The organism is Ohtaekwangia sp. (assembly GCF_036786105.1).
Taxonomy (GTDB): domain Bacteria; phylum Bacteroidota; class Bacteroidia; order Cytophagales; family Cyclobacteriaceae; genus Ohtaekwangia.
Genome location: NZ_DAIQRQ010000002.1, coordinates 1 through 18,681, shown reverse-complemented (window position 1 = coordinate 18,681; position 18,681 = coordinate 1). Strand labels below are relative to the sequence as shown.

The following is an 18,681-nucleotide window of genomic DNA, read 5'->3' as shown; positions in this document are numbered from 1 at the left end:
TGTTGAAATCCTGTCAAAAAATTTACTTCGCGCGAACACGACTCCACAAAGGTAGAATTACACCAAGATATAGCCATCGTTACATGAAATCTCCTCCATTACTCGTAACGATGCTGATAAAAATGCAAAGTATGGAATACGCTGTGTGAGGGTATATGCTTACGAAATAAAAACTGGCAACTGATCTCTCACCGCACAGTAAAAGAGTGTCACTTCAATTAAAGCTACTCTACATATAGCACCAGTCCCTTCAGATATTCCCCTTCCGGATGAAAGATGGAAACCGGATGATCTGCCGGTTGCGAAAGATGATGCAGCACTTTGATCTGTCGCCCCGCTTGTATGGCTGCAGATACCACCGTATCATAAAACAACTGCCGATCTACAACCTGCGAACACGAAAAGGTAAAAATTACACCTCCGGGCTTTATTGTTTTCATAGCCTCTGTATTCAGACGCTGATAACCTTTTACAGCCTGATGGCGGGCATCACGATGCTTGGCAAATGCCGGAGGGTCGAGTATAATTACATCGTAAACATCCTGCTTGTCTTTCAGAAAATCGAAGGTATCTTCAGCGAAGCATGTATGCAACTCGGGATCAAATCCGTTGAGCGCAATATTTTTGCGTGTCAGGTTAATGGCTTTTTCAGAAGCATCAACGGAGTGGACAAGTGCTGCGCCGGTTCCCAAAGCATATATGGAAAAACCCCCGGTATAGCAGAAAGTGTTGAGTACCTTCTTTCCTTTCGAGAAATCGCCCAGTAATTTTCTGTTCTCACGTTGATCGAGAAAAAATCCAGTCTTCTGCCCTTCTTCCCAATCGATGAGAAACTTGTTATCGTTCTCTAACACAACATGTGGTACACTTCCCATGCCATACAGGTATTCATCCTGCAAAACATCACGAAGCTTACCCGGTAATGTTCCCTGACTTTTATAGTATATACAGCGTAAAGAATCGCCCAATACATTTTGCAATGCAGAAGCTATATCTTTTCTATCGAGGTGCATGCCCGCATCGTGTGCCTGCATTACAACAGCACCATCGTAATAGTCAATGATCAATCCCGGAAGTCCATCGCCTTCACCATGTATGAGGCGGAAAGCATTGGTAGCCGTTGTTGGCAAGCCTGCACTCTGTCGTACCGTAAGAGCCTTTGATAGCTTCTGCTCCCAGAAATTTTCAGCAGGTATAATCGGGCCGAACGTTAACATGCGAACAGCAATACTTCCATTCTGATAATGTCCGAATCCCAATATTTTATTTTTAAAATTCAAGACCTCCACCCAGCAGCCATCTGTAAGTTCGCCCTCTATCTTTTGAATAGCGCCCGAGAAAATCCAGGGATGAAAGCGCTCTATAGAATGTTCCTTTCCTTTTTTGAGTGTAATCCTTCCTGCAATAACCATAGTATCGTTTATCGTGACGCAAAAGTATAAACAAAATGTGAGGTATACAGAATATACTTTAGCAGTCCTCTCAGACTATGATGCGTTCTGCCACCGCCAGGAACTTCTCATTCCTGCCAGAGAAACCTATCAAAAACTTATCACCACCATCTTTAAGCCCTGTCTTCCTCTTTAATTCTTCTGGCGACAAGGGGTAATTTCTCGTCACCACATTTGCTTTGCCATGGGGGAAATATGGGAGCATTTCTTTCTTGTCACTCTTCACAAAAGCCAGTATTTTAAAAATCTTCCCGGGGAAATCAGGAATCAACTCCATGCTGGTATACAAATGCGTGCTGGGGTGAATTTTTGAAACGCAATATTGTTGAGCAACTATTTTAAAAGCACCGGCTTTGAGCAACGAGGCATTAGGCTCGTACAGATATTCTTCAGGAGAAGTATAGTTTGGAGAAGCACTTTGTTCTTGCAAAAAGGTAAACGGAAACTCGTGTGTTTGTGCTGAGATCAAATTGACCGCTATAATTTTAGGATCGATTGTAACATGCTGCGTACATAAAAACAGCAACTCTTTACATTCATTTGCAACCGATAAAACAAATACTTTCTTAACGGTTTTTAATTCTTTCAATGCCTGGTGTATATCCAATAACGGCGATGTTTTGATTAACAGGTAATTTGTTTTACCTAATATCATATCCTGCAATGCAATAACATCCGGTTCGCAATCACTCAATTTAAAAACTTTTTGCCCTTTCAGTCTCCGTGAAGGATCTATATAAACCAAGTCGGCACGTTCCATCGCTTGAAGAAATTTTTCAGCATGGGTGTTGTGATGATGGATATTTTCAGCACCAAGCATCGTATGATTATGCTTCGCTATATCCAGAAGAGAAGCATGTGACTCTACATAATGCACCCGCTGAAAGTATCTGCTTAGAAAATAAGAATCGATGCCAAAACCTCCTGTGAGATCTACCATTGTTCCGGCAGGAATATTTTCTTGCTTAGCAATCTTGGCCTTATATATCGCTGTCCGCTCAGATGAGCTTTGTTCAAGATTTATTCCGGGAGGATATACTATACCTGCGGCGGCATAAAAGGCAGGAAGCTTTTCTTTTGCTTTTCTGCGTCCTGCTATTTGCTCAGCAATTCTGGCAGAAGATACGCCTTCAATGTTTCTATATTTTAATACGAGATCGCGCTCATCATCATTGGCATGCTGATGGATAAATTGTTGTACGCGTTCTTGAAGAAGCTCGCTGATCACAGTTTTAATTTGCTTTCCTGAAAGTAAATTTAACCGTTTTTGAACTCGTTACTAAGAGCAGCTTTTTGCTTACGATAAATGAAGATATTGCGCACGTATACAAATATACCCATGCCCTGCGCCACCAGCAGCACCGGATCTATGCGATAAGAGGCGTAGATCAGTATAAGCACGGATGCAAGGGTGCTTATTATCCAAAAGCCTAAAGGCAATAAAGATGTCTTATGTTTCTCGGAATAATACCATTGATGTACAAACCGGAGATTGAGCATAAGCTGGCCAATAGCGCCCATAACAATAACAGGATTAGTAAAGTCACTGTTTGAAAATATACTGGCCATCTTTTCATTGGCACCCACCACAATCCATGCAAACGTAACGACTGGCAAGACCAGAAGGATTATTCGAATTACGAATGGAATTTTTGCCCAATCGTGCTTCAATTGCAAGTTTCGGATGTATATAAAATACGAAAGTGTTTGGCCCAGAATGATCACTATATCGTTGCGAACAACGCCATATATAAGGAACAGAAAAGACGCGAGCAGGCTCAATTGCCAAAAAATTGTAGGCGATGCAACTTTTCCCTGCTTCTCGGAATGGAATAATTGTACTACGAGGCGTGCACCAAATAACGACTGGGCAAAAAAGCCTAGTCCGTAAATCCAATATTGCTGAATGAACTCCATGATTTTGCAAAAGAAAAGCAACAAAAAGAAATGAGTGTTGCCTTAAGATTAAAAAAGCCTGATCAATATTCTGACCAGGCCTTTCAGTAAAGTTTATGTTGATTAGAGCGTGCGCTTTACTTCGCGCTGCTCGTAGCTTTCAATTACATCGCCCGTCTCAATGTTGTTGAAACCATCGATGCCTATACCGCAGTCGAAACCAGATCTCACCTCGCTCGCATCATCTTTATGACGCTTGAGTGATCCAAGTTTACCAGCGTATATCACAATACCATCGCGGATCAAACGAATCGGATTCGAACGTTTTATCGATCCATCGGTAACCATACATCCGGCAATTGTACCAATTTTCGAAATCTTGAATGTTTCGCGCACTTCTGCGTTACCTACAATCACTTCTTCAGTTTCAGGCGCCAACATACCTTCCATCGCAGCCTTCACATCGTTGATTGCATCGTAGATGATTGAGTAGAGACGAATTTCGATCTCTTCATTCTCTGCTACGCGTTTCGCCGAATTGGAAGGACGCACCTGGAAGCCAAGTATAATGGCATCAGATGCAGATGCCAGCAATACATCGGACTCCGATATCTGCCCTACGCCACGGTGTATAATGGCCACTTGAATTTCAGGAGTAGAAAGTTTCAACAATGAATCTGACAATGCTTCTACCGATCCATCCACGTCACCTTTCACAATCACATTCAATTGCTTGAAGCTTCCGATCGCTAGACGTCTTCCGATCTCATCCAGTGTAATATGTTTTTTGGTGCGTATACTTTGCTCACGCAACAACTGACTTCTCTTTCCAGCAAGTTCACGTGCCTCACGATCTGATTCCATCACGCTAAACTTCTCACCTGCCTGTGGCGCTCCGTCAAGACCCAACAACACTACCGGAGTAGATGGCCCTGCTTCTGTTACTTTTTTACCGGTGTCGTCAAACATCGCTTTCACGCGACCGTAATGTGCTCCCGCCAATACTATATCTCCGATCTTCAACGTACCAGTCTGTACCATCACAGTGGCTACATATCCGCGACCCTTATCGAGTGACGCTTCAATAATTGATCCTGTTGCATTCCTGTCAGGATTTGCTTTCAGGTTGAGAAGTTCTGCTTCGAGCAATACTTTTTCGAGCAGATCATCTATACCTTTTCCGGATTTAGCAGAGATCTCCTGGCTTTGATATTTACCACCCCACTCTTCTACAAGGATATTGATTTTAGAAAGCGATTCGCGAATCTTATCCGGATTTGCACTCGGCTTATCAATCTTGTTGATGGCGATAACGATCGGTACACCGGCCACCTGTGCGTGATTGATCGCTTCTTTTGTTTGTGGCATCACGTCATCGTCGGCTGCTACCACAATGATGGCTATATCGGTAAGTTTAGCACCACGCGCACGCATCGCGGTAAACGCTTCGTGACCGGGTGTATCGAGGAATGCAATCTTGTTACCACTCTTCGTAGTTACATCATACGCTCCGATGTGCTGTGTTATACCACCTGCTTCTGATGCTGTAACTTTTGTATTACGGATGTAGTCAAGCAACGAAGTTTTACCGTGGTCAACGTGACCCATAATCGTAACGATTGGCGCACGCGGTTGCATATCTTCTTCGCTGTCTTGATCTGCTTCTACCTCCAGCTCTTCTTCGGCAGAAGTGAACTGAACATTGTATCCGAACTCATCGGCTATAACGGTGATTGCTTCTGCATCAAGTCGCTGGTTGATCGAAACAAACATACCCAGACTCAGACATGTCGAAATTACCTCGTTGACAGAAACATCCATCAGTGACGCAAGGTCATTGGCAGAAATAAATTCTGTTACACGCAATGTTTTGGATGCTTCTTGTTCCTGAAGCATTTGTTGTTCCTGCGCTTCAGAGTTAGCCTGTCGCTTCTCTCTTCTGTACTTCGATCCGCTGGTCTTTTTACCACCACCACTCAGTTTTGCAAGTGTAGCGCGTATTTGATCCTGGATCTCCTTTTCAGTAGGCTCTTCTTTCTGAACTCGCGGCGGATGTTGATGAGGTCCTTTACCCCGTTGTTGTTGATGTGGGCGCTGTTGATTAGGGCGATGGTGATGCTGACCTTGTCCCTGACCCTGGCCTTGTTGCTGACCACCCTGGCCACCTTGCTGTTGATCATCGGCTGTAGGAATGCGTTTGCGTGGACGCTTACCTTTCCGATCATCTTTTGTATCAGATGATGCTACCGGTGAATCTTTCTTCTTATCAACCGGGAGCTCGATCTTATCAACAACTTTTAAACCTTTCAACCGGTCTGCTCTCGCTTTGATAAGCTCAAGTTCAGGCTCAGCTGGTTTTTCTGCTACAGGTTGCTCAACAACTTTTGGGGTAACTACCGGAGGTTGTTCTACAACTTTAGGTGTTTCTTTTACAACCTCTTTAACAGGTTCCTTCGTCTCCTTAACCTCTATTACCTCTTTTACTTCGTTAACCTCTTTCTTCTCGGCAACGGGTTGTTTTTCAACAACAGGTTTTTCAACTACCGGGATTGGTTCTTCTTCAGCTTTAATAGCCGGTTTTTTCTCAAGATCAATTTTACCTAATACCTTGATACCTTCAAGCTTCGGCTTTTCACGCTCAATCTTGTCGGGCTTGGCTTCCTCTTTCGCTTTAACCTCTTTGGAGCCGAGGTTTTTAATCATGATGCGCTCTTCTTCCTCTACACGCTTCTTGGCCAGTTCTTTTTCACTCTCCAACACAAGATTGTCTGCATGCTTGGCTCCGATGTGAAGACCGGAAGCCTCCAGTTTGTCGGTTGCAGAAGAGGCAAACTCTTTCGACAAAAGGTTGAATTGCTCAGGCGTGAGTTTAGCATTGGGGTTGTTCTCAACCTCAAAACCCTTTTTCGCCAGAAAGTCCAAAATGGTGTTGTGCCCCACATTGAGCTTCCTTGCTGCCTGACTCAACCTGATCAACTTTTCTTCTGCCATATTCAAATATGCCTGTTTTTTAAGGACTTTAAAATTCAAATGCGCCCAGTTGCGCAATTTAACTTATTGTTCACAGTTCATCGCTCACTATTAAGGATTCATTATAAAACCCAAATCTCAAACGATTTATTCGAACTCCTTCTTCAGGATGTTCAATACACCTTCTACAGTTTCTTCTTCGAGGTCTGTTCTTCTTACCAGTTCATCTTTGGAAAGCGCCAGTACACTCTTCGCTGTATCAAGACCAATACGATTCAACTCATCAATTACCCAGCTTTCAATCTCATCTGAGAATTCATCCAGGTCAACATCTTCTTCTACCTGACCTTCGGCAAGTTCGCGGAACACGTCTATTTCATAACCCACCAGGCGGCTGGCCAGTTTAATATTCAAACCTCCTTTACCAATTGCCAGAGATACTTGGTCGGGCTTCAGATATACTGATGCGCGTCCATTCTCTTTATCCACTTTAATGGAGGTAATTTTTGCAGGACTCAACGCACGCTGGATATATAGTTCCAGGTTTTCAGTATAATTTATAACATCTATATTTTCATTCTGCAGTTCACGAACAATAGCGTGAATGCGCGATCCTTTCATACCAACGCAAGCACCCACCGGATCAATCCTGTCATCGTAAGATTCTACAGCAACTTTAGCACGCTCACCTGGCTCACGAACAACTTTTTTGATGGTGATCAGCCCATCGTACACTTCCGGTACTTCCTGCTCGAACAAGCGTTCCAGAAATACAGGTGATGTACGGGAAAGAATGATCTTCGGATTACCATTTACCATCTCCACCTTGTGAACAATTGCTCTTACGTTCTCGCCTTTACGGTAGCGATCCTTTTGAATCTGCTCACTGCGTGGAATGGCAATCTCATTTCCTTCTGCGTCAGTCAATAAAACTTCCTTACTCAGCACCTGGTATACTTCGCCGGCTATGATTTCGCCTACCAGATCTTTATACTTCTGGAAAAGTATATCTTTCTCCAGGTCTTTTACTTTTTGAATCAGCGTTTGTCTCGCTGTTGTTACAGCTCTGCGACCAAAATCTTCGATGTAAATCTGTTCAGATACTTCTTCACCTACTTCGAAATCAGGTTCTATTTTGCGCGCTTCCGACAAACTTATTTTGTCGAAATCCCAAATGTCTTCGGAGTCATCATCAACAATCTCGCGGAAGCGATAGATTTCAAGATCGCCTTTATCCGCATTGATAATCACATCGAAGTTTTCATCCGACTCATATCTCTTCCGGATCATGTTTTTGAAAACATCTTCCAGAATCCGGATCATCGTAGGCCGGTCGATGTTCTTTTGTTTTGCAAATTCAGCAAATGACTGAATCAATTCATGTGCATCCATGGTTCGTCTTATTTAAAACTTACTAACACAAAAGCTTTTTCTATGTCTGTAAATGGGATTTCAATTGCTTTTACTTCTTTCCTTTTGCCGGAACCTGTTTCCTGTTCTAACACAATCTTCTCATCGGTCACACCTGTAAGCTTTCCTTCCTCCTGCTTCTCTCTGGTCTTCACCCTCAGCCTGCGTCCGATATTTTTATGATACTGGCGCGTCAACTTCAATGGATGATCCAGTCCCGGGGTTGATACTTCCAGTGTATAGCTTTCTTCAAGCCATGTTACTTCATCCAACTGCTTGGACAACGCGCGACTCAGGTCTGCGCATTCATCGATGCTTATGCCTTTGTCGCTATCCAGCAATACCAATATTTTTCGAGGACCTTGCTTTGACGAAACGATAACATCGACAATAAACTGACTTTGATCAACCAGTGCCAACTCCGCTATGCGTTTTATCTCTGCTGCTATATCCATTGAAAAAAATTCTATAAACAAAGAGGGGACGTTGGTCCCCTCTTAAAGAATACTCAGAAACTTTCGCAAAAGTATACCTTTTTTACATTAATGCCAAACTTTACAGTATTTGTCAGGATTCCGAGAGGGTTTCAAACTCCTGCAAAAGGTTTTTTCGCGCCTTATCCTCAAAGCGGGAAAAGAACTGTTCTGTTTTAAAGATCCTTTCCATTGAAAGAAAATGCTGCAAAACTTTCTTCCTTCCCGGTTTATAAAGCAAATCCGGATAGAAGGAATATTCTTTTCGAATATTTCGCGCGTACTGGCCGTACACATCCCAATCTGATCCGAGTACAGAAAGATCTGAATCTGTGAAAAGATTCGCATCGCTGTCTTCACTTACTGCGTGGCTCTTGGTTGCCAATATCTGTGCAACGCATCGATCAATCCGTTGGCCGGGAAAAGAAATTGTTCTTAATTGTTCTGCCGCGAAGGCTGCGCTTTTCTCTTCATTATCCTTATTGAGTGTATTGTAGATAATGTCGTGATAGGCGATGGAGAATAAAATACAATCCCAATCCTCAATACAATCGCGAAGCAACCAAAGTTCCGTTACCAGACTTTCAAGATGTGCCAACGTGTGATAGTAGCGCTTCTTCGATGTGTAGTGCTTCTCAATTTCTGACCAGAGCTTTGCAGCCACGCGCTGATCATGACAATAGCGCATAACAGCTTCTTCAAAATATTGAGCGAGCATGAACGAGTATATCAGATATATTCCGGCAGATTCTTCAGGTAAACACCATAACCACTTTTTTCAAGCGGCTTGGCCAGTGTCAGTAACTGGTCTTTAGAGATGAAACCCTGTCTGAAAGCAATCTCCTCAATACATCCTATTTTTAATCCCTGGCGTTGCTCTATGGTTTGAACAAAGTTAGCAGCTTGCATCAGCGAGTCGAATGTACCCGTATCCAGCCATGCCGTGCCGCGGCTCATGGGCGCTACAGTAAGTTTGCCTTGTTTCAGGTAGATGTTGTTTACATCGGTTATCTCCAGTTCCCCACGCGGGCTCGGCTTCAGTTCTTTTGAAATTTTTACAACCTCATTATCATAAAAATATAGTCCGGGCACTGCGTAGTTTGACTTTGGTTTAGCAGGTTTTTCTTCAATGGAAATGGCCTTTTTGTTTGCGTCAAACTCAACTACACCATAGCGTTCCGGGTCCATAACGTGGTAAGCGAACACTACACCTCCGTCCGGATTCACATTCGACTGCAATAACTTTTGCATGCCTGATCCATAGAAAATATTATCGCCCAGAATAAGAGCCACTTTATCGTTACCAATAAATTTCTCTCCAATAATAAAAGCCTGTGCAAGTCCTTCCGGTTTAGGTTGCACTTCATAGCTAAATGAACAACCAAGGCTCTTCCCATCGCCCAATAATTTTTGGAACATGGGCATATCGTGCGGTGTGGCGATTATCAGAATTTCACGAATGCCTGCCATCATCAACACCGAAAGCGGATAGTATATCATCGGCTTGTCATACAACGGCATGAGTTGCTTGCTAACCGCAATGGTTAATGGATACAGGCGTGTGCCGGAGCCACCGGCTAAAATTATACCTTTCATGTTTTCGCTACGTGTTTAAGTTGATGCTAAAAACAAATACAACTGGTTTGAGAGAGAAGAATATAACTCCCTCTGTTATCTCTCCTGATACATGCTGTTGTAATACTTCAGGTATTCGCCCGAAGTAACGTTGTTAAGCCATGTAGTATTGGCCAGATACCAGTCAACAGTTTTCTCAAGGCCAATCTCGAATGTTACTTCCGGACGCCAGCCGGTTTCGCTGATCAGTTTAGATGCATCAATAGCATAGCGCAGGTCATGGCCCGGGCGATCCTTCACATGTGTTATCAGCTTGGCTGACGTGCCTTCTGCCCGGTTGAGCTTCTTATCCATGATGTGGCAAAGCAGATTCACCAGATCTATATTCTTCCACTCGTTATTACCGCCAATGTTATATACTTCTCCTGGTTTACCCTTGTGGAAAATAGTATCGATAGCACGCGCATGGTCTTCAACAAATAACCAGTCGCGAATGTTTTCTCCCTTGCCGTATACGGGCAGTGGTTTATTGTTAATGATGTTGTTAATCATCAACGGAATCAATTTCTCAGGGAAATGAAAAGGTCCATAGTTATTGGAACAACGGCTTATCATTGTTGGCAGTGCGAAACTATTGTGATAGGCACTTACAAAGTGATCGCTGCTGGCCTTTGATGCTGAGTAAGGAGAGCGTGGATCGATGGGAGTTTCTTCTGTGAAGAAGCCACCATGTTCTGCAGATCCATATACCTCATCCGTTGAGATGTGGTAGAACCGTTTGTTCTCAAAGTTTCCTTGCCAGGCTGTTTGAGCGGCACGTAACAAGTTTAGCGTACCAATGATGTTGGTGTTTGCAAACTCCGTAGGATTGTGAAGCGAACGATCTACATGCGATTCTGCCGCAAGGTGTACTACACCATCAATCTCATACTTGCTAAATACCGAGTTGAGAAATTCTATATCCAGAATATCGCCACGCTCAAAATTGTAGTTCGGTTTTTTCTCTACATCCTTGAGGTTCTCCAGATTGCCTGCGTACGTAAGTTTGTCGAGGTTGACAATAGTATATGCGGGATACTTGTTCACAAAAAGTCGAACCACATGGGAGCCTATAAAGCCTGCTCCGCCAGTAATAAGTATTTTTTTTGCAGCCATAATTGATAGATTAGCGGATGAACTTTTCGAAATTTTTATGATCTCGCTGATATAATACTTCCTGCGGTAACGACCTGAAATATTCGTAGGTTATTTTCAAACCTTCGGAGCGCGGTACTTTTGCTTCCCATCCAAGAATTTCTCTTGCTTTGGTTGTATTTGGCTGACGTTGCTTGGGATCGTCCTGTGGAAGGGGTTTGTATACCACTTTTTGTTTTGTACCGGTAAGTTTCACGATTTCTTCAGCAAATTCCCGGATGGTGATCTCATCAGGGTTGCCAATGTTTACAGGCAAATGATAATCTGACATGAGTAATCTGAAAATACCATCCACCTGATCGTCTACATAACAGAATGAACGGGTTTGCGAACCATCACCGAAAACGGTAAGGTCTTCACCTCGTAAAGCCTGTCCGATAAAAGCAGGAAGTACGCGTCCATCGTTCAGTCGCATACGAGGGCCATACGTGTTAAATATTCTAACAATGCGCGTCTCCAGTCCATGATAAGTATGATAGGCCATGGTGATGGCTTCCTGAAAACGTTTAGCCTCATCGTAAACGCCACGTGGACCAATAGGGTTTACGTTGCCATAGTACTCTTCCACCTGAGGATGAACGAGGGGATCGCCATATATTTCAGATGTAGAAGCTACCAGTATGCGTGCTTTTTTTACACGGGCCAATCCAAGCAGATTGTGTGTACCCAATGATCCCACTTTCAAAGTCTGAATAGGAATTTTGAGATAATCTATCGGACTTGCCGGCGAAGCAAAATGAAGTATATATTTTAGTTCGCCCGGCACATGCACGAATGAAGAAACATCGTGGTGATAGAATTCAAAATCAGGATGCTTGAAAAGATGCTCGATGTTGCGCAGATCACCCGTTATCAGGTTATCCATAGCAATAACGCTGTAGCCTTCTTTAATAAATCTGTCGCAGAGGTGAGAGCCTAAAAAGCCGGCTCCGCCTGTAATCAATATTCTTTCCTTAGCCATTGACCACCTCTCTTCCTATGCTATAATAAGTATATCCCATTTCTTTCATTACAGATAGATCATAAAGATTTCTTCCATCAAAGATTACTTTTGCTTTTACTACAGAAGAAAGTCTTTCAAAATCAGGCGTGCGGAACTCCGGCCATTCCGTTGCAATGAAAATTGCATCAGCTCCTTCAGCAGCTTCGTAAGGCGTAGAGAAGTAATGGATTTTGTCTCCCAAAATTCTCTTAACATTTTCAATAGCTTCGGGATCGTGTGCCTGAATTTTCACGCCCTCACTAAGCAACGCTTCAATGTTATAAAGTGATGGCGCTTCTCGAATGTCATCGGTGTGTGGCTTAAAAGACAGACCCCAAAAAGCGATAGTCTTGCCTTTAAGATTTCCTTTAAAATATTCTTTGATTTTCTGGATGAGTCTTGTTTTCTGATCGGCGTTTACATCCATTACTGCATTCAGTATTCTGAAATCATATTTAACATCAGAAGCAGATTTGGCTAGTGCCTGTACATCTTTCGGGAAGCAGCTACCACCATACCCGATTCCTGGAAACAAGAATCGTTTTCCGATTCGGTTATCAGTACCAACACCCTTGCGAACTGCATCTACATCCGCACCCACTAATTCGCAGAGATTGGCAATCTCATTCATGAATGTAATTTTCGTTGCCAGGAAAGAGTTAGCCGCATACTTTGTAAGCTCTGCAGAACGCTCATCCATAAAGATGATCGGATTACCCTGGCGAACATAGGGTGCATACAACGTCTCCATGATCTTGCGGGCACGAGGAGAAGTTGTTCCGATCACCACACGATCAGGCTTCATAAAATCTTCCACCGCTACACCTTCTCTGAGGAACTCGGGATTGGATACTACATCAAAGTCTACTTTGGCATTTGTTGCGATTTTCTCTCTTACCTTATCAGCAGTACCTACAGGTACAGTACTCTTGTCAATGATCACGGTGTACTCAGACAACAATGGACCGAGATCACTGGCTACTTTTAAAATATACCTGAGATCAGCAGAGCCGTCTTCTCCCGGAGGTGTGGGGAGAGCAAGGAATATAACCTTCGCATCTTTTATTCCTTCCGCAAGATCGGTAGTGAAGAAAAGTCTTTCTTGTTTGATATTTCGTTCGAAGAGTTGTTCAAGACCAGGTTCATAAATGGTGATTTTTCCATTTTGGAGTTTTTTCACCTTTTCCTGGTCAATGTCAACACAGGTTACAGTGTTTCCGGTTTCGGCAAAACATGTTCCGGTTACGAGGCCAACGTAACCTGTACCAACTACAGCTATTTTCATGTATTAAATGGGTTTTTGAACCTGCGAAATTAAGATTTTTAAGCAGATTCAGGCGATTTTCACATTAACAGGGTATAATTTATACCACCAAATTTCAACACAACCTAACATTCGTTTGTTTGTTGACGTATAAACGTCTACCTTTAACGTTTCCAATTAAAATTTTTAAAAATGGAAGTGATCACTGACAGACTGGCTTCAATAAGTTTTGATGAAACTGAAAATCAAAAGATGATTTCGCAGATGGTTCATGACTTTGGTAATAAAGAAATCAGGCCCAACATTATGACGTGGGATGAAAGCCAGGAATTTCCTGTACAACTTTTCAAAAAGATGGGAGCCTTGGGGCTCATGGGAGTGCTTGTACCGGAGGAATTTGGAGGGGCCGGATTTGGTTATCTGGAGTACATAACCGCCATTATTGAGATTGCCCGTATCGATGGTTCGATTGGCTTATCGGTCGCTGCCCATAACTCGCTTTGCACTAACCATATTCTTCAATTTGCATCGCCGGAACAGAAGAAGAAGTATTTACCGAAGTTGGCTTCATGCGAATTTATAGGTGCCTGGGGCCTAACAGAACCTAACACGGGTTCGGATGCCGGTAACATGCGAACAGTTGCGGTAAGAGATGGTGACTACTATATCGTTAATGGAGCGAAGAATTTTATCACCCATGGTAAGTCAGGAGACGTAGCCGTAGTGATTGTAAGGACCGGAGAAGTCGGAGATTCACATGGCATGACCGCTTTTATAATAGAGAAAGGCACCCCAGGTTTTTCGGCCGGTAAAAAAGAGAACAAACTGGGCATGCGGGCATCCGAAACAGCTGAGCTTATATTCTCAGATTGTCGTATACACAAATCCCAGGTTATCGGAAAAGAGGGAGATGGTTTCGTTCAGGCACTGAAAGTGTTGGATGGAGGCCGCATCTCCATCGCAGCACTTAGCGTAGGCATTGCCGTTGGAGCATTCGATGCAGCTCTTAAATACTCACAAGAACGGCAACAGTTTAATAAGCCCATATCAACCTTCCAGGGAATTTCCTTTAAGCTCGCTGACATGGCAACGAAGATTGAAGCAGCTAAATTACTGACACTCAGAGCCGGCGATTTAAAAAACAGAGGCGAAAGCGTAACACGCGAATCTGCCATGGCAAAACTTTATGCGTCTGAAGTTGCCGTAGAGGTTGCCAACGAAGCCGTTCAGATCTTTGGAGGATACGGCTACACCAAAGACTTTCCCGTTGAGAAGTTTTACCGCGATGCTAAACTTTGTACCATTGGTGAAGGCACATCAGAAATTCAAAAATTGGTAATATCAAGGAGCATTTTAAAGTAATGTTGGATAATTCACTGACATTCTGCTATATTTGCAGCCCTAAATAAGAAATATGCTTATCGTTAACGTAAAAGAAAACGAATCAATCGACAAGGCGCTGAAACGTTTCAAAAAGAAGTTTGAAAAAACAGGTATCTTAAAAGAATTGCGTGCCCGCACAGCATTCGAAAAGCCATCTGTTACACGCAGAAACGAAATCATCCGCGCTGCATACCGCGAGCAGCAGAGACTGCAGGACAACAACGCTTAATAGCTAGTTTTCCTTATTAGCAAGATTATTCCTTGTGGACAAACCATGTTTTGTCCACAATAAATTGTCATTTTATCCACATATCCCCTTAAGGTATTTCCTTGAGGGGATTATTTTTTTACATTGCTATTACAAAGCTCAGTCCATGGGCCCCTCAAAATGAAAGGTGTGGATAGCATGGTGGATTCCTTCCTGAAATATCTTCAGTACGAAAAGCGCGTAAGTACCAATACCTTATTGGCCTATCAAAATGACCTTGAGCAGTTTTCTGCTTTTCTGAAGGAGACGTATTCAGATATAATGCCACAATCGGCAGACCACGGAATGATTCGTTCGTGGATAATTAAATTAGTCGAAGAAGGAATCGAACCTTCTTCTGTAAACAGAAAGATTGCCTGCCTTCGTACATTTTATAAATTCCTTTTGCGACAGGAGATTATAAGCAAGGATCCCATGCTGAAAATCAAGGTTCTGAAAACCAAAAAGAGGTTGCCCAGCTTTGTAAAAGAAGGCGACATGGTAAAGATCCTCGACAACTATGAGTTTACGGAAGACCTTGCAGGTTGGCGTAATAAACTTATTCTTGAATTATTCTACGCCACAGGTATGCGCCTCTCTGAGTTATTGAAACTCAAAGATCATGACATTGATCTGAAGGGAAAAACGTTGAAGGTACTTGGTAAAAGAAACAAGGAAAGGGTAATCCCATTTACTCAAAATCTCGTTTCTATTATAGAAGGCTATCGGGAAGTAAGGAACAAGGAAGTAACAAAACAAGATCATGGATTGTTACTGGTTACCGATTCTGGTGAGCCATGCTATCCCATGATGGTTTACAAACTTGTGAAATATCATTTAACACGCTCAACGGTAGAAAAGAAAAGTCCCCATGTACTGCGTCATACCTATGCAACGCACCTGTTAAATAAAGGTGCAGAGATCAACGCCGTAAAAGATTTACTCGGCCATAGCAGTCTCGCTGCAACCCAGGTATATACACACAACTCAATGGAAAAACTCAAAAAGGTTTTTGATCTGGCGCATCCCAAAGCATAAATGATTCTCAACAAAAAATAACAAAGAACGCCCATGAGTATATAACTACATTTTCCGACGAATCGCCTGGCATTGCGAATGCCGGCAACACTGTTTTATTGTTCAACTTTTAAAATTTAACACTATGAAGGTTCAAGTTCATTCCATTCACTTCGATGCTGACAGCAAGCTCATTAACTTTATTCAAAAGAAGCTTGACAAGCTGGACACTTTCTATAATCGCTTGGTGGATGGCGAAGTATTTCTTCGACTTAACAATGAGGGGATTGAAAACAAAACAGTTGAAATCAAATTACGCGTTCCGGGAAACATGCTTTTTGCAACAGAGAAAGCTCGTTCGTTTGAGGCTGCAGCAGATTTAGCTACTGATGCACTTCGTATGCAGCTGGAAAAATTCAAGACAAAAATTCGTAACGGAAGAGTATAGATCCAAATTATAGTAAATAAAAAAGGCTGTCTGAAACGACAGCCTTTTTTATTTACTGCTTCAACTTTTGGGATGAAGTTCATGAATATGTGTATTTGTACGGCCTTCTCTTGCGGGTGCAACACTAATGATGTTTCCTATTGTACGGCTTATTTGAGAATTTAGATCGACTGTCACGATCTATTAGTCACAATCCTGCAACTCTTTCAACCTCTTCTCCCACGATTGCTTTTCCCGCTTTGCCAATGAAAATTCAATTCCGAAGCGTAGCATGACCTTCGGCTTATAGGGGTCGATTCCCCATGCATAATGATAGAAGGTTTGAATATTGCCTCTCAATCGTTTTGATATAGCATGACTTTTACCAATACCGACAAGTGCAACATAGACGTTTTCCCTGTAGTAAGGATCTTTTAAACGAGTATCCCATGGTTTCCACGTAACACGATGTCCTTCTGCCTGAAGAAAGAAACCTTTAAAAGCCTTATACTGAACAATAGTCTTATAGCCATACATACTGCCAAAATCACTAAACTTTAACTTAGAAGGATTCATAGAGAACCTGAACATACCCCCTATACCAGCAGACCAGTTACCGGTAAGTCTGTAATTTACGTTTGGATCAAACTCCAACCAACGGTCGGTGCTATTCAATACCTGTAATGAAAGACCAGGTATAATTCGTTCACGCAGCGGTAAATCCTTTAGGGGGTTAGGGGCATGCTTTGGCAAATTCCGCATATCAGCTACTGAAGAGAATTTATATTTATACTTTGCAATCTTCTTCATAGAACCATCCACAACGCTTTGATTCTGCAAAACGGCATCGTTTGCTACTTCCTTCGCTTTTTCTGCAAGCTCTGCTTCCATACGCTTTTCATTTTTATACTGTTCAATTGCCTTTTTATAGGCTTCAACTTCTTCATCTGTAAATCCTTTGACTTGTTGAAGTGCCTTCATTTCATCAAGCTCCTGCATTTCCTTTTCTGCCAAGGCCGGCAACTCCTTTGATTCTTTCAGATCATTCTCCTGAATGCTTTTAACTTCATTTGAGTAATTATTGACTTCACTGGATATTCCCTCCACGCTTTTTATTTCGTTACCTATACCGGAAACATCTTCACTCCCATTCTTAACTTCTGGTATACTGACTGCTGGCTTCCCTATATTCAAGTCGGGACTGTTGATGGACGGCTGATTGATGCCGGGCAATTCTATATTCTGAGGAAGACTTGTATTTATTCCGTGTACTGGGCTAACATCGCCACCTAAAGTACCAACACCCAATTCAGTACTTACTTCGTTTATTTTTGCCTGCTGCGCTTTAGCTTTCGCCTCAATAGATTTAATGGAATCAGCGGGAAGAACTTTACGAGCGGTGTCTGCTAAATTTACCGGTCTATGATTATGGATTGAAGAATATGTAGCGCCAATCTTCTTCAGTGAATCAACTCGATTTTGAATTTTATTGTTTAGGGCCACGGCCTTGTTTCTTGTTGAATCTGCCTTCTCCACCGCGCTGCTGCGAAGGCTATCCGCTGCATTCCCGTCTTTCAACTGTTGGGCAAACAGCGTGGAGTTTACGCACAGTAATATGACTAAAAATATAAGTTGTTTACAAAAATTCATTACAAAACCAAATGCTCGCTTTATACAGAAAAACTTTGTGCTTCATTTTTTTTGAAAGACCAATTCCAAAGAATCATCTTTCAAAGAATATATTCGTTAAAATGTAAATGATAACCTGACGGAACATCCGCCTGCGCTAAATTCAATAGATGATTAGCCAACGAAATAATGCCTTCCCTATTAGCAATAATATTTATTACTCCACCGTCAAACTTGGTTTCGATCTCAATACAAGCAATTTTTCATCTAGCCTGTACTTTTCCAGCTTTATGTCTTAGAAATAAAAATAAACCCCTGTACCCCTCTCTAACGCCTCTTTAAAGAGATTTGATATATTTTGTACTAACCGGCCGTTATTCTCAAAATTCTCTATTAGACTAAGAGCCCTTATCACCCTTTTAAGTTTATCTTCTTCTGTTACAGAATCATCTTCAAAATCGTCTATATTAGAATTTCCTTCGCGATTAATTAATTCAATGATTCCATTTTGATACATAAATTGGAATTCATCTTCTCCTATTGGTAATTCAATTAATTGACTCTTTGTTGCTTCATTAAAATCTAATGCTTCTTCCGCCCTTTTATCTTTAGGCACTGTTATTACTCTCTGCCTCATTGTTAATCTATATTATTGAAGTGAGTTACCTGGTTATATTCACCCTGACTTCTTCCTGAAATCTTTCCATTCATAACCGTATTATTAGGAATATTACCATTTAAATCTAGATATCTACGCTTACCT

At 42.2% G+C, this 18,681-nt stretch carries 18 protein-coding genes; 4 read left to right on the top strand and 14 right to left on the bottom strand.

Annotation, left to right across the window (positions count from 1 at the left end; all coding sequences use genetic code 11):
* Positions 1 to 224: 224 nt before the first annotated feature.
* The 11 genes from V7Q33_RS01080 to V7Q33_RS01030 all read right to left on the bottom strand — a co-directional run bounded on the left by V7Q33_RS01080 (position 225) and on the right by V7Q33_RS01030 (position 13,236).
* Positions 225 to 1,412 carry a class I SAM-dependent rRNA methyltransferase gene (locus V7Q33_RS01080; protein ID WP_333818631.1) on the bottom strand — a complete coding sequence of 396 codons (1,188 nt, stop codon included), beginning with the start codon at positions 1,410 to 1,412 and terminating at the stop codon, positions 225 to 227.
* Between the two features lie 70 nt (positions 1,413 to 1,482).
* The gene (locus V7Q33_RS01075) at positions 1,483 to 2,679 is read right to left on the bottom strand and encodes a class I SAM-dependent methyltransferase (protein ID WP_333818630.1); all 1,197 of its coding nucleotides are present in this window, start codon (positions 2,677 to 2,679) and stop codon (positions 1,483 to 1,485) included.
* 29 nt (positions 2,680 to 2,708) lie between these two features.
* On the bottom strand, positions 2,709 to 3,368 hold the full coding sequence (locus V7Q33_RS01070; protein ID WP_333818629.1) for a lipid-A-disaccharide synthase N-terminal domain-containing protein: 660 nt from the start codon (positions 3,366 to 3,368) through the stop codon (positions 2,709 to 2,711).
* 102 nt (positions 3,369 to 3,470) lie between these two features.
* Positions 3,471 to 6,338, bottom strand: coding sequence for a translation initiation factor IF-2 (gene infB / locus V7Q33_RS01065; RefSeq protein ID WP_331983843.1), 2,868 nt, complete (start codon positions 6,336 to 6,338; stop codon positions 3,471 to 3,473).
* Positions 6,339 to 6,464: 126 nt separating this feature from the next.
* Entirely contained in the window at positions 6,465 to 7,709 is a 1,245-nt protein-coding gene (nusA, locus tag V7Q33_RS01060) for a transcription termination factor NusA (RefSeq protein ID WP_331983845.1), read from the bottom strand.
* Positions 7,710 to 7,717: 8 nt separating this feature from the next.
* Positions 7,718 to 8,182 carry a ribosome maturation factor RimP gene (rimP, locus tag V7Q33_RS01055; RefSeq protein ID WP_331983847.1) on the bottom strand — a complete coding sequence of 155 codons (465 nt, stop codon included), beginning with the start codon at positions 8,180 to 8,182 and terminating at the stop codon, positions 7,718 to 7,720.
* Between the two features lie 112 nt (positions 8,183 to 8,294).
* The gene (locus V7Q33_RS01050; protein ID WP_333818628.1) at positions 8,295 to 8,918 is read right to left on the bottom strand and encodes an HD domain-containing protein; all 624 of its coding nucleotides are present in this window, start codon (positions 8,916 to 8,918) and stop codon (positions 8,295 to 8,297) included.
* 11 nt (positions 8,919 to 8,929) lie between these two features.
* Complete coding sequence (rfbA, locus tag V7Q33_RS01045; RefSeq protein ID WP_333818627.1) at positions 8,930 to 9,796, bottom strand: glucose-1-phosphate thymidylyltransferase RfbA; 867 nt, start codon at positions 9,794 to 9,796, stop codon at positions 8,930 to 8,932.
* 75 nt (positions 9,797 to 9,871) lie between these two features.
* Positions 9,872 to 10,930 carry a dTDP-glucose 4,6-dehydratase gene (gene rfbB / locus V7Q33_RS01040; protein WP_331983853.1) on the bottom strand — a complete coding sequence of 353 codons (1,059 nt, stop codon included), beginning with the start codon at positions 10,928 to 10,930 and terminating at the stop codon, positions 9,872 to 9,874.
* Positions 10,931 to 10,940: 10 nt separating this feature from the next.
* A complete protein-coding gene (locus V7Q33_RS01035; RefSeq protein WP_331983855.1) occupies positions 10,941 to 11,930 on the bottom strand; it encodes a UDP-glucuronic acid decarboxylase family protein in 990 nt (329 codons plus the stop codon).
* The gene (locus V7Q33_RS01030) at positions 11,923 to 13,236 is read right to left on the bottom strand and encodes a UDP-glucose dehydrogenase family protein (protein ID WP_333818626.1); all 1,314 of its coding nucleotides are present in this window, start codon (positions 13,234 to 13,236) and stop codon (positions 11,923 to 11,925) included. Before V7Q33_RS01030 ends, V7Q33_RS01035 begins: the two co-directional genes overlap by 8 nt.
* Before the next feature lie 171 nt (positions 13,237 to 13,407).
* Here V7Q33_RS01030 and V7Q33_RS01025 point away from each other — a divergent pair, with 171 nt between their 5' ends.
* The 4 genes from V7Q33_RS01025 to hpf all read left to right on the top strand — a co-directional run bounded on the left by V7Q33_RS01025 (position 13,408) and on the right by hpf (position 16,310).
* Positions 13,408 to 14,577 carry an acyl-CoA dehydrogenase family protein gene (locus V7Q33_RS01025; RefSeq protein WP_333818625.1) on the top strand — a complete coding sequence of 390 codons (1,170 nt, stop codon included), beginning with the start codon at positions 13,408 to 13,410 and terminating at the stop codon, positions 14,575 to 14,577.
* A gap of 52 nt (positions 14,578 to 14,629) precedes the next feature.
* Positions 14,630 to 14,827, top strand: a complete 198-nt coding sequence (gene rpsU / locus V7Q33_RS01020) for a 30S ribosomal protein S21 (protein WP_331983861.1) — start codon at positions 14,630 to 14,632, stop codon at positions 14,825 to 14,827.
* A 177-nt stretch (positions 14,828 to 15,004) separates the two neighbouring features.
* Positions 15,005 to 15,883, top strand: coding sequence for a tyrosine-type recombinase/integrase (locus V7Q33_RS01015; RefSeq protein ID WP_333818624.1), 879 nt, complete (start codon positions 15,005 to 15,007; stop codon positions 15,881 to 15,883).
* Positions 15,884 to 16,007: 124 nt separating this feature from the next.
* Positions 16,008 to 16,310: a ribosome hibernation-promoting factor, HPF/YfiA family gene (gene hpf / locus V7Q33_RS01010; RefSeq protein WP_331983865.1), complete on the top strand. Its 303-nt coding sequence runs from the start codon at positions 16,008 to 16,010 to the stop codon at positions 16,308 to 16,310.
* 183 nt (positions 16,311 to 16,493) lie between these two features.
* Here hpf and V7Q33_RS01005 read toward each other — a convergent pair whose 3' ends face one another.
* From V7Q33_RS01005 to V7Q33_RS01000, 3 genes are all read right to left on the bottom strand, one after another.
* The gene (locus tag V7Q33_RS01005; RefSeq protein ID WP_333818623.1) at positions 16,494 to 17,939 is read right to left on the bottom strand and encodes a hypothetical protein; all 1,446 of its coding nucleotides are present in this window, start codon (positions 17,937 to 17,939) and stop codon (positions 16,494 to 16,496) included.
* An 80-nt stretch (positions 17,940 to 18,019) separates the two neighbouring features.
* A complete protein-coding gene (locus tag V7Q33_RS23375; RefSeq protein WP_442945884.1) occupies positions 18,020 to 18,127 on the bottom strand; it encodes an Imm32 family immunity protein in 108 nt (35 codons plus the stop codon).
* Between the two features lie 86 nt (positions 18,128 to 18,213).
* Positions 18,214 to 18,555 (bottom strand): hypothetical protein, encoded by a 342-nt coding sequence (locus V7Q33_RS01000; RefSeq protein WP_333818622.1) that lies wholly within the window; start codon positions 18,553 to 18,555, stop codon positions 18,214 to 18,216.
* Positions 18,556 to 18,681: the final 126 nt, after the last annotated feature.

Coding starts and splice junctions, on each gene's coding strand:
- V7Q33_RS01080 (WP_333818631.1), bottom strand. CDS start 1,412: ATGGTTATTGCAGGAAGGATTACACTCAAAAAAGGAAAGGAACATTCT.
- V7Q33_RS01050 (WP_333818628.1), bottom strand. CDS start 8,918: ATGCTCGCTCAATATTTTGAAGAAGCTGTTATGCGCTATTGTCATGAT.
- V7Q33_RS01015 (WP_333818624.1), top strand. CDS start 15,005: ATGGTGGATTCCTTCCTGAAATATCTTCAGTACGAAAAGCGCGTAAGT.
- rpsU (WP_331983861.1), top strand. CDS start 14,630: ATGCTTATCGTTAACGTAAAAGAAAACGAATCAATCGACAAGGCGCTG.
- V7Q33_RS01070 (WP_333818629.1), bottom strand. CDS start 3,368: ATGGAGTTCATTCAGCAATATTGGATTTACGGACTAGGCTTTTTTGCC.
- V7Q33_RS01005 (WP_333818623.1), bottom strand. CDS start 17,939: ATGAATTTTTGTAAACAACTTATATTTTTAGTCATATTACTGTGCGTA.
- rfbB (WP_331983853.1), bottom strand. CDS start 10,930: ATGGCTGCAAAAAAAATACTTATTACTGGCGGAGCAGGCTTTATAGGC.
- nusA (WP_331983845.1), bottom strand. CDS start 7,709: ATGGATGCACATGAATTGATTCAGTCATTTGCTGAATTTGCAAAACAA.
- V7Q33_RS01000 (WP_333818622.1), bottom strand. CDS start 18,555: ATGAGGCAGAGAGTAATAACAGTGCCTAAAGATAAAAGGGCGGAAGAA.
- V7Q33_RS01030 (WP_333818626.1), bottom strand. CDS start 13,236: ATGAAAATAGCTGTAGTTGGTACAGGTTACGTTGGCCTCGTAACCGGA.
- V7Q33_RS01025 (WP_333818625.1), top strand. CDS start 13,408: ATGGAAGTGATCACTGACAGACTGGCTTCAATAAGTTTTGATGAAACT.
- infB (WP_331983843.1), bottom strand. CDS start 6,338: ATGGCAGAAGAAAAGTTGATCAGGTTGAGTCAGGCAGCAAGGAAGCTC.
- rimP (WP_331983847.1), bottom strand. CDS start 8,182: ATGGATATAGCAGCAGAGATAAAACGCATAGCGGAGTTGGCACTGGTT.
- rfbA (WP_333818627.1), bottom strand. CDS start 9,796: ATGAAAGGTATAATTTTAGCCGGTGGCTCCGGCACACGCCTGTATCCA.
- V7Q33_RS01035 (WP_331983855.1), bottom strand. CDS start 11,930: ATGGCTAAGGAAAGAATATTGATTACAGGCGGAGCCGGCTTTTTAGGC.
- hpf (WP_331983865.1), top strand. CDS start 16,008: ATGAAGGTTCAAGTTCATTCCATTCACTTCGATGCTGACAGCAAGCTC.